The organism is Candidatus Rickettsiella isopodorum (assembly GCF_001881495.1).
GTDB lineage: Bacteria > Pseudomonadota > Gammaproteobacteria > Diplorickettsiales > Diplorickettsiaceae > Aquirickettsiella > Aquirickettsiella isopodorum.
In genome coordinates, this window is the sequence record NZ_LUKY01000032.1 from 26731 (window position 1) to 42326 (window position 15596).

Consider the following 15596-nt stretch of genomic DNA (forward strand, 5'->3'; position numbering starts at 1 on the left):
AACTATTATTATGCAAAGAACACATTATTGTCATCAATTAAATCAAAACTTAGTTAATGAAACTGTACAAGTTTGTGGTTGGATTCATCATCGCCGTGATCATGGCGGCATAATTTTTATCGATTTACGTGACCGCAGCGGTCTTTTGCAAGTGGTATTTAATCCAGAACAGGCTGATCTGTTTAAGCAAGCGGAAACATTACGTAATGAATATGTAGTGCAAATTAGCGGAAAAATACGTTTACGTCCTAAAGGGACTGAAAATGCACATTTAAAATCTGGAACGATAGAATTACAGGCTACGCAATTAAATATTTTAAATACTTCAGCACCGTTACCGATTTCTATCGATGCCTATACCCCGGTAAGTGAAGAGGTCGCATTGCGTTATCGTTATTTGGATTTGCGGCGGCCTGAAGTTCAGGAGCGTTTTCGCTTACGCACAGAAGTAGTGAAATTGATTCGACGTTTTTATGAAGAAAAAGGATTTTTAGATATCGAAACACCGGTGCTGACGAAAGCGACGCCAGAAGGTGCTCGTGATTATTTAGTACCGAGTCGTGTCCATCCTGGTGAATTTTATGCCTTACCGCAATCACCTCAATTATTTAAGCAATTATTAATGATGTCAGGATTTGATCGTTATTATCAAATCGTGCGTTGCTTTCGTGATGAAGATTTACGTGCTGATCGTCAACCTGAATTTACGCAGCTGGATATGGAGATGTCTTTTTGTAATGAAGAAGAGATACAAACACTCAATGAATCCTTGATTCGTTATTTATTTAAAGAATTATTAGAGGTTAGTTTACCTGATCCTTTTCCGCGCATGACTTATGCAACAGCCATGCAACGTTACGGTAGTGATAAACCGGATTTGCGTATTCCACTTGAATTAGTTGACATTGCGGATTTGGTTAAGGACATTGAATTTAAAGTTTTTTCTGGACCGGCGAATGATACACAGGGACGGGTGACTGCCTTACGCGTTCCTAAAGGCGCTGATTTGAGTCGTAAAGCAATTGAAGATTACACGCAATATGTGACTATCTTTGGTGCTAAAGGCTTGGCTTATATTAAAGTCTCGGATTCTGCATTGGGACTGGAAGGTTTACAGTCGCCAATCTTAAAATTTATTCCGGAAGCAACGGTTCATGCAATATTACAACGCGTGGAGGCAAAAAAGGGCGATATTATTTTTTTTGGTGCCGGTACAGCAAAAATGGTCAGTGAATCCTTGGGTGCTTTACGTGTCAAATTGGGTCATGATTTTAACTGTGTTAAGAATGAATGGTCACCTTTGTGGGTAGTGGACTTTCCGTTATTTGAATTCGACGCACAAGAAAAACGTTGGCAAGCCTTACATCACCCTTTTACTGCACCTAAAGTTAATGATATTTCTGAGTTACAGGCTAATCCAGAATCGTGTCTATCCAGAGCTTTTGATATGGTATTAAACGGTTGTGAAGTTGGTGGCGGATCAATCCGTATTCATGATACGACGATGCAATCGGTGGTGTTTGATTTATTAAATATTAACGAAGCAGAACAGAAAGAAAAATTTGGTTTTTTACTCGAAGCACTTAAATTTGGTTGCCCACCACATGGTGGGTTGGCCTTTGGATTGGATCGTTTGGTGATGTTGATGACGGGAGCAAAATCGATACGTGATGTCATTGCTTTTCCAAAAACACAGACTGCTCGCTGTCCGTTGACGAGTGCTCCGAGCCCCGTTTCCGAGCAACAATTAAAAGAGTTATCATTAGCGATTCGTAAAAAATAACCGATATTTGCTCTATTTAAGGTGAATGACTATCAAATTACTTTTGTAAGGAGTAGGTTTAATTTGCTTGTTGTCAGAGATAGCGTTATTGATAGCCATTCATCAGTATCAGCATATTTTTTTGGATAATTATTTAGCTTATGTCTAACTCTATACCACCGAATTTTTTCAAAGCTGCCAGTGGTGACTATCGTATTCCGATTAAAGCGATCTTTTTGGAGGCTTGGTATCGAGTAAAAGGTATGAAAGTCTCTTATTGGGGGGGCTTTCTTTACTTTATATTGGTGATGGCGTTGGCCTGCCTGGTATTAGGATTAGTATTGGCGTTATATGATGTGTTTGTATTGCCATTGGCTACCGCCCATAACGCCATCGCTTTATATGACTTAAAACTAGGTCTTAAATTTATTGTCGTTGGGATCGTCGAAATTTTACGTTTTTTATTAACTGCCTCGTTAGCGTTTATGGCCTTACAGCATCTACGCAATGAACCTATCCATGCGAGTATGGTTTTTTCTTTTCGTCATGCTTGGCGTCCTTTATTGATTATTGCATTGTTACTCTATCTATTTAATAGCTTTATTATCTCTAGCACCAATATACTATTGCATAGCGTATTATTTAAACAACAAATGGTTTATTTAGGATCGATTGTTGGTAGTATTTTTTTATTTGTTGTTTTTATAATTGGTTTCTTTTTATATTTCTATTTTTCAATCTTAGTGTTTATGACCGTGCTGCTTATTTTAGATCAAAAAATGACCGGTAAACAAAGTTTACGTTTGGCGTTTCAATCAATAAACCAACATTTTTTTAAAAATATCACTTTGATTATCGTCACTAGTATCGTATTTGGTCTTTTAGCCTTGATGAGTTTAGGTATAGGTTTAATTTGGTTATTACCAATGACATCATTAGTCACGGCTATCCAATATAATCAAATTTTTTGTGAAGGTAGTTTATAGTTTAAGTAGTTTAGTATACTCACAGCAACGGGATTTTTGGCAAGTGCCGTGAAGAAAGATTGCGCATTGAGCGACAACACAGGCAAAAATTCAAGTGCGAAGCGCATAAAAAGAGAGTGTTATGGCCGGACATAGTAAATGGGCAAATATACAGCATCGAAAAAATAAACAAGATGCGAAGCGGGGTAAATTATTTACTAAATTGATTCGTGAGATTACCGTGGCTGCTAGGATGGGTGGCGGTGATTTAAATAGTAATCCACGTTTGCGCTTGGCGCTTGATAAAGCATTATCTGCTAACATGACTCGAGATACTATCGATCGTGCTACTAAGCGCGGTGCCGGTGGTTTAGATGGTGCACAAATGGAAGAAATCCGCTATGAAGGATATGGACCTAAAGGAGTCGCTGTTTTAGTGGATACCTTAACTGATAATCGCAATCGTACCGTTGCTGAAATAAGGCATGCGTTTAGTAAATTCGGTGGAAATTTAGGCACGACGGGATCGGTCGGTTATTTATTTAGTAAAAAAGGAGTCATTACTTTTCCACCCGGATCTGAAGAAGAGCGTATTTTTGAGATTGCTTTAGAGGCAGGTGCGGAAGATGCTATTACTTATCCGGATAATAGTATTGATATCTGGATTGAAGAAAGCCAATTAGCGAGCTTAACTCAACGCTATCAAGAAAAAAATTTAAATCTGGCGAATAGTGAAGTGACTTGGTTGGCTAGTACTAAAGTTGAACTCAATGATGAGGATCAAGAAAAATTGGAGCATTTAATTGAACTGCTAGAAGATTTAGATGATGTGCAAAATGTCTATACTAACCAAGCCTAATGCTGAATCAGGAAACCACTAACTTAAGTAAAAATGCAATTATTTTAGGTATTGATCCAGGTTCTTGCATCACGGGTTATGGCATTATTCAAATTGAAGGTTCACAATTAAGCTATCTGGATAGTGGTTGTATTAAAGTCTCAAGTGCAGTTTTTTCTGAACGCTTAGAAAAAATATTTACTGGTTTACAAACGGTAGTGCAACAGTTTGCACCGAACGAAGCGGCAGTCGAACAAGTATTTATGCATATTAATCCGAATGCGGCGCTGAAATTAGGTCAAGCTCGGGGTGCTGCATTAGTGGCTGCCGCTTTAGCTAAATTAATTATTAGTGAATATTCCGCTAGGCAAGTTAAACAATCGGTAGTCGGTTATGGAGCCGCTAATAAGCAACAAGTACAACATATGGTACGATTGTTGTTAAATTTAGATCGAACACCACAAGCCGATGCGGCCGATGCATTAGCCATTGCGATTTGCCATGCACAAGCGCGACAATTGGAAGGACGAGGACTTAAACAAGGGTTTCGCCGAGGTAGAAGACGATGATCAATCGACTGCGAGGCATATTAATTGAAAAACAGCCGCCCTATTTATTGGTGGAAGTGGCCGATGCATTTACTTACGAAGTACAAGCCTCTATGCATACTTTTTATCAATTGCCAGAGTGTGGAAAAAAGGTTTTTTTATACACACAGTTTATTGTACGAGAAGATGGACATTTTTTGTATGGTTTTAGCACGTCCGATGAGCGAGCATTATTTACGCAATTATTAAAAGTAAATGGTGTGGGTCCTAAAGTGGCTTTAGGTATCTTATCAAAAATAGAAGTAGCCGAATTTATTGGCTGTGTTGAACAACAAAATGTCAGTGCATTACAAACGGTTCCAGGTATTGGTAAAAAAACCGCGGAACGTTTAATCATCGAAATGCGTGATCGTTTAAAAAGTTTATCCCATAACCAGTATAAGACATCTGATAAAAATAACGTCCGATCTTTACCGCATTTCCAACAAGATGCTATTGCGGCATTAGTAGCCTTGGGTTATAAAAATCAAGAGGCGAGTCGCGCTGTTCTTCAGATTAAAGACAGTACACTGTCTTTAGAATCGTTAATCCGACAAGCCTTAAATAAAGTTAGCTAATTTTATTAAAGATCTTATGATTATATTTAGGAAAATCCAATGATACTTTTTGTTTTCTTAAACAAGAATTAACGTTATTATTTTAGTGCTATGCATAGCTAAAAAATTATTTAGTTGCAGTGAAACTAGATGTAGAGTTTATACTATTTGTATCATTTTGATTTCCTGCAGGACGGTAGAAATTAGCAGAATAAACGGTTCGGCTTGTACCTGGTATCGATGGCATGGAGGATACTTGTGTTTGAGTAGCGCTTTGAGAAGGATGCACTTTACTCTTAAAAATAGTATCGGCTTCTTCAATCGTTCTTAATTCCGCTTGAACAGTGAATAATATTTCTGTCAGTTTTTTAGCAGCTTTTCTATTATTAAAAAATAAATCCATCAACACCCAAGCAAAAATAACTAGGGGGATAACAGCTAAAGCGGGAGAGGCGGTTGCCATAAGTGCGCTTATAAGTAGGATAAAACCTAGCATACTGCTGGTGTTATCTGGAATGATATTTAAAAAATCCTTGATTCGCGGATAGCGTTCACAACTTGTTGTATATTTTTTAAGATGTTCTATAAGCGATTTAATAGTTTCGTCGACGTAGTTTTTTTCTTTATTATTATTAAAAAAGTTACTTTCAGCTAATTCATCTAATTTTTGAATAAATTTTAGACAATCTTGCACTAATTTAGTGCGACAGCCTTTTATCTGCTTAATACTCGCTAAATCTAATTTATTTTCATTTTCATCTGACCAGCTTAGCTGTTCGATATAGCCTAGCTGTGCTTTGAGTAATGTGGCTGTTCCGTTAGAAAATTCTATTAACATTTTTAAATGTCCTTTTTGATTTATTATTAGAATAATAAGACTATTCTATTTTTTTTATAAGCTCAATGATTATTAATATTAGATAATGAAAAATAAATTGCTTAAATCGAGTAAGCTTTCCAATACTTTCGATGCTTGCTAAAAATTGAGTAATTAGCTAATAATAGAACTACTCGCCATTGGGAGTGCATTTAACTTATTTTTATCGGTTTATCTCCGATCCTTATTTATGCAAATCTCTGATCGCTTAACGTCAGCTAAAAAAAATGCTGAAGATGAAAAAATCTATCCACGCATTCGCCCACTCGCTTTAGCGGATTACTTAGGACAAGCATCGGTTTGTGAACAAATGGCTTTGTTTATTCATGCGGCACGTGCTCGAACTGAAGCTTTAGATCATGTGTTAATTGTAGGGCCTCCGGGTTTAGGTAAAACGACATTGGCCCATATTATTGCTCATGAAATGAGTGTCGGTCTCAAACAAACTTCAGGACCGATTTTAGAAAGAGCCGGCGATTTAGCCGCATTATTAACCCATCTTGAAGCAAAAGAAGTGTTGTTTATTGATGAAATCCATCGTTTAAGTCCAGTGATTGAAGAAATACTTTACCCGGCCTTAGAAGATTATCAACTGGATATCATGATAGGCGAGGGGCCGGCTGCACGTTCGATTAAATTAGATTTACCGCCATTTACACTAATTGGTGCTACCACGCGCGCGGGGTTGTTAACGTCACCCTTGCGGGATCGGTTTGGTATTGTACAACGCTTAGAGTTTTATAGTGTCGCTGATCTTTGTCGTATCGTGACCCGCTCAGCTGGAATTTTAGGTGTGGCAATCGATCGAATGGGTGCAAACGAAATTGCTAAACGTGCGCGCGGCACACCACGGATAGCTAATCGTTTGCTACGCCGAGTCAGAGATTTTGCTGAAGTAAAAGCCGATGGGAAAATTGACCAATGTTTAGCGGCACAAGCTCTCGATCTATTAGAAGTAGATAAAGAAGGTTTCGATCAACAAGATCGAAAATTATTATTAACACTCATTGAAAAATTTGATGGGGGACCCGTCGGTTTAGATAGTTTGGCGGCAGCTATCGGTGAAGAACGCGATACGATCGAAGAAGTGATAGAACCGTATTTAATTCAGCAAACATTTATAATGCGTACACCACGGGGTCGGGTTGCTACGAAAAAAACTTATCTACATTTTGGATTGACGATGCCAATTCATCTCAATGGACAAAAACAACTCAGTTGTGATTTTTCTGATAAAATAAACTAAAGTTAAATGTATAATTACAGCGCTGGGATTTTTTGTAAGTCACGAAGCAAGTTGAACGGTAACACAGACAAAAATTCAATCCGAAGCGTAAGATGAGGTAGGTAATGCCAACGGTCGATCCATCACTGTGGAGTTATTTTTCCGCTGCCAGCGGAATAGTCAAATTTGTCATGTTAATCTTGCTTGCCGCATCTATCGTATCCTGGTCGATGATTTTGCAGCGCGGATTTATGTTAAGACGCTCAAGAAAATTACTGGCTCAATTTGAAGACAAATTTTGGTCAGGTATTGATCTCAGTAAACTGTATGGGGATTTAAATCGTGAACAGGATCAACACAGTGGTCTAGCCAGCATTTTTCATGCTGGCTTTCGTGAGTTTATGCGTTTACATCAACAAGTGGGGGATATGCCGGTTATTATTATGGAAGGTGTGCAACGTTCGATGCGTATTGCTTATTCCGAACAACACCAACAATTGGAAAAACATCTCGATTTTTTAGCCACGTTAGGTTCGACAAGTCCGTATATTGGATTGTTTGGTACCGTCTGGGGTATCATGACCTCTTTTCAAGCATTGTCGGCTTCGCAACAGACTGCCACTATAGCGATGGTCGCACCAGGTATTTCTGAAGCTTTAGTTGCCACGGCGATGGGTTTGTTTGTCGCTATTCCTGCAGTAATTTTTTACAATCGATATTCGCATCAAATTCAACATTTACTACATAATTATCACCGCTTTCAAGAAGAGTTTTCGAATATTTTGTATCGTCAAGTTCACGGTAATACAGGTAGTCATGTTGTATAATCCTTATCAATTTCCCCCGCAACGACGTAAAGGACCTTTATCTGAGATCAATGTTGTTCCCTACATTGATGTCATGTTAGTGTTATTAGTGATTTTTATGGTTACAACGCCTTTATTATCACAAGGCATTAAAGTGAATTTGCCGCGAGCACAAGCGCAAACCATAGTGCCGGCACAGGAACCGATTATTGTATCCATTGATGACAAAGGACTTTTTTATTTAAATACCACTACTCATCCTGAAACCGCTTTAGATGCTCATCAATTAAGCCTAGAGGTCAGTGAACAAATACGCAATGCCGAACAAAAAAAAGCACCACGCCAAGTGTTTGTTAAAGGTGATAAAAAAGTTGATTACGGCAAAGTGGTATCAGCGATGGTTTTATTACAACAAGCGGGTGCCATCAATATTGGTTTGTTAACTGAGTCACCGCCTCCACAAGCGGTTTAAATCGTGATATCTATTCACAGCAATGGAGTTTTTGAAGCGTACTGCGAGTTGAGCGGCAATGCAGACAAAAATTTTAATGCGAAGCGACTATGTTGAGTCGAGTTAATACAGAAGATTATCGCTACTCGCTAGTCGTTGCGATTTTCTTGCATATTGTCTTATTTTTAGCTTTATTCTTAACACTACGGCATAGTACAAAATTGTTATTTTTAGCGCCGCCGCCTTTACAAGTGATCCATGCAACAGCGATCTCGATGGATGCATTGGCTCAGAAATCGACGCCTGCTATAGAAAGAATAAAACCATTACCCACCGCCGTTGCAAAAACGCTGTCGAAACCGTTATTACTGAAAAAAAGTCCCGTGCTATTATCGATTAAGGAAAAAAAAGTGGCTAAAACCAAGCCGGATAAAATGACTCCGGTGAAGGCACCAAATAAACAGCCATCATTAGTAAAAAAAAATATGCCGGCTAAAGCTAAACCAACCAAAATTGTGGTGAATAAATCAAAAAAAGTTACGCATACCCATCTAAAACCGTCCAAGGAATCATTAAAATTAGTTGAAAAAAATATCCAACAATTACTTGATCAAGAAATGAAATCGCTGGCAAAACAACAGATTATTGCCGCGCGTAATGCGGCAACAACAGATAAATATCGACATCTCATTTTACAAGTGATTGCACAACAATGGATTATTCCACCGGAAATGAATAAGCATTTAGAAACTAAATTAGCTGTGCATTTGGCGCCGGGAGGTATGGTATTAGAAGTAAGTATTGTCAAAAGCAGTGGTAATTTGGTCTTGGATCGTTCGGCACAAACGGCAGTCTATAAAGCATCACCTTTGCCAGTGCCAAAAAATAGAGGTTTGTTTCATACCTTTCGTCGAATCAATCTGACCGTACGGCCCGAAGGAGTTATCACACAATAATCTTTAGTGGTTAAGTAAATAACATCGTAAGGGTTTGAGTGAAACGTAGATTAGTTTCAATAGTTTATCCCATAACCAATTTTTGAAATAACACTTTTAAATTATCATTTATTTGCATGATTAAAAAAGCATACTATTAAGCATGCTTTTTTATGTATTATGTACAAGGTAATTAAATCGTTTTTAAAAAATAGTAAAAAACGATTTATATCGTGCCAGATTTAGTTAACGAATTCAATTCGTTTAAGTCAAGAAGTTGCTCCTGACTACCTCTGCCTTTAGGAAGAGTAGAAATATTAGAAAGATTAGAAGGAAAATTTTTTCTCCAGGTATCGGGTTGAGAATTTAATTGATTCATATAGTGCTCAATTTCAGTTTTTGGATTTTCTTGTTTTGCTAATTGAATGATCTGATCGAATATTGATTGGTTGGTTTCATCGATCAATAATCTATTTAAATAATCCTTGAATTGGCTCCATAATATATGATTAGCATCATCGCTAAATAAAAATCTGTTATCTGGGTCATCAAGCTGGCTAAGATTGGCAGATGTTAACAGATTGGTTTTATTTAAAGCGACTAAAACAATAGCTATATTGGCAGCGTAGTTAGGTTTTTCAATAATATAATCGAAATTTTCTTGATTTAAGCAATCACCGTCGCTGAGAGTATTCACTGCACTCACAATGTAATTAAACACTATTAAAATATTTTCTTCAGTTGTTTCGAAAAAATTACCGATAGCATCAAAATTAGCAGGGTTTAGAAGTTGATTTTTGTTGAATTGTGTTAGTAGATTGTTAAGTAGTTGAAAATGATTTGTTTTTAGTTTATTTAATTTTTCTAGGTTTTTTGGTGTAATAAGTTTAGCTATATAGAGTTGATCCATAGCTTGATGAACAGCATTCAAATCTAGATTATCTAAAAAAATCAATACGGCTTGATAAACCTGATAGGAAGCTTGTGTGGGTTTTGGTAAATTTTCAATAAAGCACTGATAAATTTTTAAAAAATTAGCTTGTTCAGCATCCCTTAGTGTGCGTAATGTTCGTATTGCGGCTTGATCACGACGGAAGAGGCGTCGCCAGAAACCTTTGTTATTATCATAGACTTGCAAGGCACTTTGTATTTCTGTAGGTATTGGCATGATAACTCCTTGTTATTGCTTGTTTGGTAGGAAAAAAAGTTTTCAAACTAAAAGTAGATTATCTATTATAGTGTATCTACACTTAAATAGTCATGTTTTTTTGACAAAAAAATGGTTTTTAATTTCTAAATTTTATTTTTTAAATGCTCTATTGATCCTGCTCCGGAACTTGTTTTTTTCTATGAAGGGATGAGTTGAAGTATGGGGAAATAATAAAACGAATTAGCAATCGCATAGACAAAATTTTTTTCACTGTTTACTATATATCGTTCGACCCTGTTGCCAGGGAAGTACGAAGAAAATCCTAAAGTAAGGGAATACTGGGCTTAATAATAGCCTACACAGGGATAGGTGTGGGAAAAGAGACTTACTTATCCTGTTTCAGTTTTAACTTAGTTTGAGATTGCTAAAAATGTCGAATAATCGTTTTATCAATAGATGTCTACAACACCCTTATTATCCTTGGCTAGTTTGGGGTTTGGCGGCGAGTGCGTTTTTTATCGAATACTTTGTCAGAGTAGCGCCGGGTGTGATGGTTGATTCGTTAATGCACGATTTTAAGGTGCAGGCCTTAGCTTTGGGAAGTTTATCGGCTTTTTTCTATTATACCTATGTCGGTATGCAAATCCCGGTCGGTATTTTAGTTGACCGGTTTAGTTTGCGTTGGTTATTGACCAGCATGATTTTTCTTTGTGGTTTATCCAGTCTTATTTTTGCAATGACAACGCATCTTGAAATTGCTGCGTTTGCCCGCTTAATGATGGGCTTTGGTGCCGCCTTTGCTTTTGTCAGCGCATTAAAAGTAGCAGCAGTGTGGTTTCCAGCAAAAAAATTTGGTTTGTTAGCGGGCTTAACGCAAGCCTTGGGTATGTTGGGTGCTGCCGTAGGTCAAATGCCGCTGGCTTATTTAGTAGAAAATTTCGGTTGGCGAAACGCTTTAATTTTTATTGCAGGCTTAATGATTTTCTTGTCACTATTGGTGGCGTTATGGGTCCGTGATCCGATCTTACCCGTTGCACAAGCTAAAAATAAAAAAACTTTAACCCATTCGCCTTGGTCAGGTTTAATGCGTGTATTGCGAAATCCGCAAAGTTGGTGGAATGCTTTATTGGCGGGCTTACTTTTTGCACCCACGGCAGCTTTGGCAGAATTATGGGGTGTTAAATTTTTTCGCCAAACCTACGATTTAAGTAATGAAGTTGCCGCGATGGGTATTGGTTTAATCTTTATCGGTTGGACGATCGGCGGCCCTTTAATGGGTTGGATTTCAGATAAAATTCAACGGCGCAAGCTGATACTCATTTTATCGGCAAGTTTTAGTTTATTATTTGCTAGTCTAGTTATTTTAATGCCTGGCTTACCTTTAGGTATTTTATTTAGTTTGTTATTTTTATATGGATTTTCAAATACGGGTGTTGCTACCGCTTATGCCGTGGCATCAGAAATTAATCCACAATCGGTGGCTGGAACTTCAGTTGCATTCGCGAATATGGCATCGGTTATTATCGGTGCAGGCTTTCAGCCGCTAATAGGTTGGTTATTGCAAAAAAATTGGGATGGTGTGATGGTGCAAGGTGTACCGTATTATTCTAATAGTAACTTTCGTTCGGCTTTATTGATCTTGCTCGCCAGTTTATTGTTGGCCATATTCGTAGCTTGTGGTATTAAAGAAACCTATTGTCGACGTGTCAATTAAAAACCATTTAAATAAACCCATTAGCATAACATTCATTATCTCACTATTTTTTTGATTAAAATAAATTAAAAGTCATTCATTGACTCTATATACTTTAAATTTTATTAACTTGAGTTGTTTTATGATGTTAAAAAATACGGTAGCAGTTTATGGTGTTATCGCTAAATTTTTTCATTGGTTTATGGCAGCGTTGATTATCGGCATGTTTATGCTGGCTTATACCATGATTAATATTCCTGCATCGCATTTTAGTGATCGTTTATATAGTCTTCATAAAGCGACCGGTTTGTTTTTATTCGGTTTAGTGATCTTAAGACTCCTTTGGCGTTTTATAAATATTGAGCCGAAATTACCGCGATCGGTTCCTCTTTGGCAGCGTCAATTAGCTAAATTGAATATTATCGCGTTGTATCTATTAATGCTGGCGATGCCATTAACAGGATTTTTAATGTCAACCTTCGGTAATCACATAATTAGTTTTTATGGTATTTTTACGGTATCACCCTTAGCTGATAATCCGCTGGTTTCTAATTTTTTTGCTAAAGCACATCAAATCTTGTCTTATTTATTGATTGCAGCATTTACATTACATGTGATCGGTGCATTTTATCATCCTGTATTACAAAGAATGTGGGTGTTTCCTAAAAAAAGAGTAATGGAGAATAACAAATGAATGGTTTGCGCTTAGAAAAGTCGTGTCATACGAGAAAAAAATTTCTTTTCATACTGATTAGTAGTTTGTTTTCTATATTATTAAGCGCTAGCGCCCAAGCAGCGCTGAATCTTGAATTAACTCAAGGTGTCGCTAATCAACTACCGATTGCAGTTGTTCCTTTTACGAGTACGGTAGCGTTTGCAGCGGAAAACAATATGAGTGAGGTGATTCAGTCTGATTTAAGCCATAGTGGTCAATTTAAAGTCATGATGATGAAAACTCATGCGCTACCACAACCTTATACTAGCGATAAAATTTCTCTGGCTTATTGGCGAGCTCATCATATTGATGATGTTATATTGGGGAAAATAAGTGCTCTAGGACAGGGAGAATATCAAGTGCATGTGAATTTAGTGAATGTTGCCCAAGGTCGTAAACAAATTTTAGCACAACGAGAATATACAGTGAAATATCCGCAATTACGTGCTTTAGCTCATCATATCAGTGATCTGATTTATGAAAAATTAACGGGTGTTAAAGGTGTTTTTTCGACACATATCGCTTATGTGTTAGTGACTCGTCAGGATAATCATCGTGTTTATAGTCTGCAAGTGGCTGATATGGATGGCCATAATGCCAAACCTTTATTAACCTCGACACAACCTATTATGTCTCCGGCTTGGTCGCATGATGGTAAACGTATTGCCTATGTTTCTTTCGAAAAAATCATGCCGCGAATTTATATTCAAACGATTGCTAACGGGAAGCGCCAATTAATCAGTGATTATCCGGGTATTAATGGTGCTCCCGCGTGGTCACCCGATGATAAACTCTTAGCTTTAGCCTTATCTAAAAATTCGGCTGCGCCAAAAATTTATTTAATGGATTTAGCCAATAAAGATTTACGTCAAGTGACCTTTGGATTTTCTATTGATACAGAACCGACTTGGTCAAAAGATGGTCGATCATTGCTGTTTACTTCAGATAGAGGAGGTGGACCACAAATTTATCAAATGGAACTAAGCAATAAGCGGTTACAACGTATTACATTTGATGGTAGTTATAATGCACGCGCATCTTTTTCTCCAGATGGAAAAATGATAGTGGTACTCAATCGCGAACAAGGAATGTATAATATAGCGGTGCAAGATTTAGACGACGATACTTTATTGAGCGTTACGCATTCAGGTTTTGATGCTTCACCCAGTTTTGCACCCAATGGACAAATGGTTTTATTTGAATCAAAACCCGGTGAACATGGCTTGTTAGGTATGGCTTCAGTCGATGGAAGAATTAATTGTCGTTTGCCAACACCTGAAGGTGATGTACAAGATCCAGTTTGGTCACCTTTTTTATCGAGTTAACTATTTTTGAGGTAGTTTATGTTAATAAAAAGATTGTTAAGAGTGAGTGTTATGGCTGCTATGTTTTTCAGTTTAGGCGCTTGTTCCACTGCGGATAATAATGAATTAGGGGAAGCGAGTGCTATTCCGACACATGTCGATAACGCATTGACACACGGAGCCGGTGATATCGGTAGTTTTTACGGCGATGAAAGCACGCATCCACTGCAAGTGGGTGATCAAACCTATTACTTTGGTTTTGATAAAAGTCTCGTCCGTGAAGAAGATAAACCTTCTCTGCAAGTCCAAGCACATTACCTAATTAGCCATCCACAAGCTAAAATATTGATAGCGGGTAATACTGACGAAAGAGGCAGCCGTGAATATAATATCGGTTTGGGTCAACGCCGTGCCTTAAGTGTACAACAATTTTTAATTGCGAATGGCGTCAGTGGAAAGCAGATCCTAACCGTCAGTTATGGCGCAGAAAAGCCAGTGGCGTTTGGTCATAGTGAAGCAGATTATGCGAAAAATCGTCGTGTTGACTTACAGTATCAAACTCCGGTTATCACCGATAAGATGTAATACTAGGAATTAACTATGCGATCGAATTTACCTTTGAATAGAGCGTTTACCTTTGCTAAGAGAGACATCTTATTCGACCAAAGGATAAATTCGAGGCTAGTTAAGTTGGTTAAGATTAGCTTATGTTGTGCGAGCTTATTAGTAAGTTCACTCGCTTATGCATTAGCACCGGTTGTTGATGCCTATGACGATGATGAGGATGCTCCGGCAACGACAACTTCTTCAAACCCAGCAAGTCCAGCGCATGAGTCAAGCAATTCAACTTCTAGCCCCGTGACTAGCCCAGCACCATCGAGTGTCCCATCCATTCCGAGTAATTCAGCCTCTTTTTCTTTAGAACAGCGGGTTACGATTTTAGAACGTCAAATCGCTAATCTCAATCCTCTGTTGGTACAAGTCGACGATTTACAACAACAATTACAAAATTTACAAGGTAAACTTGAATCACAACAACATGCTGTCAAAGTATTAGAGGAGCAAGTACGTAATCAATATTTAGCAATCGATAAGCGTTTTGGCCAGCGGACTAACAATAACACCGCTAATTCTGCCAAACCGGCCAATGTTCCTATGAACGCTAATAGTGCGATGAGTCCGCGTCCATTGGTAGATCTCAGTAGTAGCACGAAAAAAGAGGATTCAAATAATCGCAAGTCGATGCTACCAAACTCGGCACCAACGGCGGCGGCAGAGCGTGCTTATCAAGCGGCTTTTCAATTACTGAAAACTAAACAATATAATGAAGCGATAGCCGCTTTTGAAGCCTTCAATAAAAAATTTCCGAATGATCTGAATGTTGCGAATGCAGATTATTTTTTAGGACAGTTGTATTTATTACAGGGGCAAGCTGATCTAGCAATTAACTTTTTTAAACGTTTTATTACCCGTTATAGCCAAGATGCACGAGTACCCGATGCCATGTTGCAATGTGGTTTAGCGTATTTTGCCAAAGGTGATAAAAAAATGGCGATGGAATTGTTTGAAAAAATAATCCAACAATATCCTGATTCTAAAGCGGCACAAGCGGCTCAAGCCCGTTTACAACAATTTAAAGCCATGATTTCTGCAGCGGCAAATCCCGCTAAAAATAAGGTTTAAACTTCAGCAATGAGCGTGTATATAATAACCGTATGGATTTCGAATGGA

General features: G+C 37.8%; 16 protein-coding genes. 14 read left to right on the plus strand and 2 right to left on the minus strand.

Annotated features, from left to right (window positions below):
* The first annotated feature begins 10 nt into the window (after positions 1-10).
* From aspS to ruvA, 5 genes are all read left to right on the plus strand, one after another.
* Positions 11-1783 (plus strand): aspartate--tRNA ligase, encoded by a 1773-nt coding sequence (gene aspS / locus A1D18_RS02320; RefSeq protein WP_071662216.1) that lies wholly within the window; start codon positions 11-13, stop codon positions 1781-1783.
* A 140-nt stretch (positions 1784-1923) separates the two neighbouring features.
* Positions 1924-2748: a hypothetical protein gene (locus A1D18_RS02325; RefSeq protein ID WP_071662217.1), complete on the plus strand. Its 825-nt coding sequence runs from the start codon at positions 1924-1926 to the stop codon at positions 2746-2748.
* Positions 2749-2869: 121 nt separating this feature from the next.
* The gene (locus tag A1D18_RS02330) at positions 2870-3586 is read left to right on the plus strand and encodes a YebC/PmpR family DNA-binding transcriptional regulator (RefSeq protein WP_071662218.1); all 717 of its coding nucleotides are present in this window, start codon (positions 2870-2872) and stop codon (positions 3584-3586) included.
* Positions 3586-4134 carry a crossover junction endodeoxyribonuclease RuvC gene (gene ruvC, locus A1D18_RS02335; protein ID WP_071662219.1) on the plus strand — a complete coding sequence of 183 codons (549 nt, stop codon included), beginning with the start codon at positions 3586-3588 and terminating at the stop codon, positions 4132-4134. The genes A1D18_RS02330 and ruvC overlap by 1 nt, the downstream gene beginning before the upstream one ends.
* Positions 4131-4730, plus strand: a complete 600-nt coding sequence (gene ruvA / locus A1D18_RS02340) for a Holliday junction branch migration protein RuvA (protein ID WP_071662220.1) — start codon at positions 4131-4133, stop codon at positions 4728-4730. The genes ruvC and ruvA overlap by 4 nt, the downstream gene beginning before the upstream one ends.
* A 106-nt stretch (positions 4731-4836) precedes the next feature.
* On the opposite strand, the gene A1D18_RS02345 is transcribed toward ruvA, so the two are convergent.
* Positions 4837-5547, minus strand: coding sequence for a hypothetical protein (locus A1D18_RS02345; protein WP_071662221.1), 711 nt, complete (start codon positions 5545-5547; stop codon positions 4837-4839).
* Positions 5548-5776: 229 nt separating this feature from the next.
* On the opposite strand from A1D18_RS02345, the gene ruvB reads away from it, so the two are divergent.
* The 4 genes from ruvB to tolA all read left to right on the plus strand — a co-directional run bounded on the left by ruvB (position 5777) and on the right by tolA (position 9024).
* Entirely contained in the window at positions 5777-6832 is a 1056-nt protein-coding gene (gene ruvB, locus A1D18_RS02350) for a Holliday junction branch migration DNA helicase RuvB (protein WP_071662222.1), read from the plus strand.
* Between the two features lie 104 nt (positions 6833-6936).
* A complete protein-coding gene (gene tolQ, locus A1D18_RS02355; RefSeq protein WP_071662223.1) occupies positions 6937-7638 on the plus strand; it encodes a protein TolQ in 702 nt (233 codons plus the stop codon).
* Positions 7628-8089, plus strand: a complete 462-nt coding sequence (tolR, locus tag A1D18_RS02360; RefSeq protein ID WP_071662224.1) for a protein TolR — start codon at positions 7628-7630, stop codon at positions 8087-8089. The genes tolQ and tolR overlap by 11 nt, the downstream gene beginning before the upstream one ends.
* Positions 8090-8178: 89 nt before the next feature.
* Complete coding sequence (gene tolA / locus A1D18_RS02365; RefSeq protein ID WP_071662225.1) at positions 8179-9024, plus strand: cell envelope integrity protein TolA; 846 nt, start codon at positions 8179-8181, stop codon at positions 9022-9024.
* Positions 9025-9229: 205 nt separating this feature from the next.
* Here tolA and A1D18_RS02370 read toward each other — a convergent pair whose 3' ends face one another.
* Positions 9230-10171 carry a hypothetical protein gene (locus A1D18_RS02370; RefSeq protein WP_071662226.1) on the minus strand — a complete coding sequence of 314 codons (942 nt, stop codon included), beginning with the start codon at positions 10169-10171 and terminating at the stop codon, positions 9230-9232.
* 412 nt (positions 10172-10583) lie between these two features.
* Between A1D18_RS02370 and A1D18_RS02375 the strand changes: the two genes are divergently transcribed.
* The 5 genes from A1D18_RS02375 to ybgF all read left to right on the plus strand — a co-directional run bounded on the left by A1D18_RS02375 (position 10584) and on the right by ybgF (position 15548).
* Positions 10584-11867 (plus strand): MFS transporter, encoded by a 1284-nt coding sequence (locus tag A1D18_RS02375; RefSeq protein ID WP_071662227.1) that lies wholly within the window; start codon positions 10584-10586, stop codon positions 11865-11867.
* 121 nt (positions 11868-11988) lie between these two features.
* Positions 11989-12540, plus strand: a complete 552-nt coding sequence (locus A1D18_RS02380; protein ID WP_084028703.1) for a cytochrome b — start codon at positions 11989-11991, stop codon at positions 12538-12540.
* Positions 12537-13886 (plus strand): Tol-Pal system beta propeller repeat protein TolB, encoded by a 1350-nt coding sequence (gene tolB / locus A1D18_RS02385; RefSeq protein ID WP_071662229.1) that lies wholly within the window; start codon positions 12537-12539, stop codon positions 13884-13886. The genes A1D18_RS02380 and tolB overlap by 4 nt, the downstream gene beginning before the upstream one ends.
* A gap of 18 nt (positions 13887-13904) precedes the next feature.
* Positions 13905-14450, plus strand: a complete 546-nt coding sequence (gene pal / locus A1D18_RS02390; RefSeq protein WP_245756769.1) for a peptidoglycan-associated lipoprotein Pal — start codon at positions 13905-13907, stop codon at positions 14448-14450.
* A gap of 105 nt (positions 14451-14555) precedes the next feature.
* Positions 14556-15548, plus strand: a complete 993-nt coding sequence (gene ybgF / locus A1D18_RS02395; protein ID WP_071662230.1) for a tol-pal system protein YbgF — start codon at positions 14556-14558, stop codon at positions 15546-15548.
* The last annotated feature ends 48 nt before the right edge of the window (positions 15549-15596 follow it).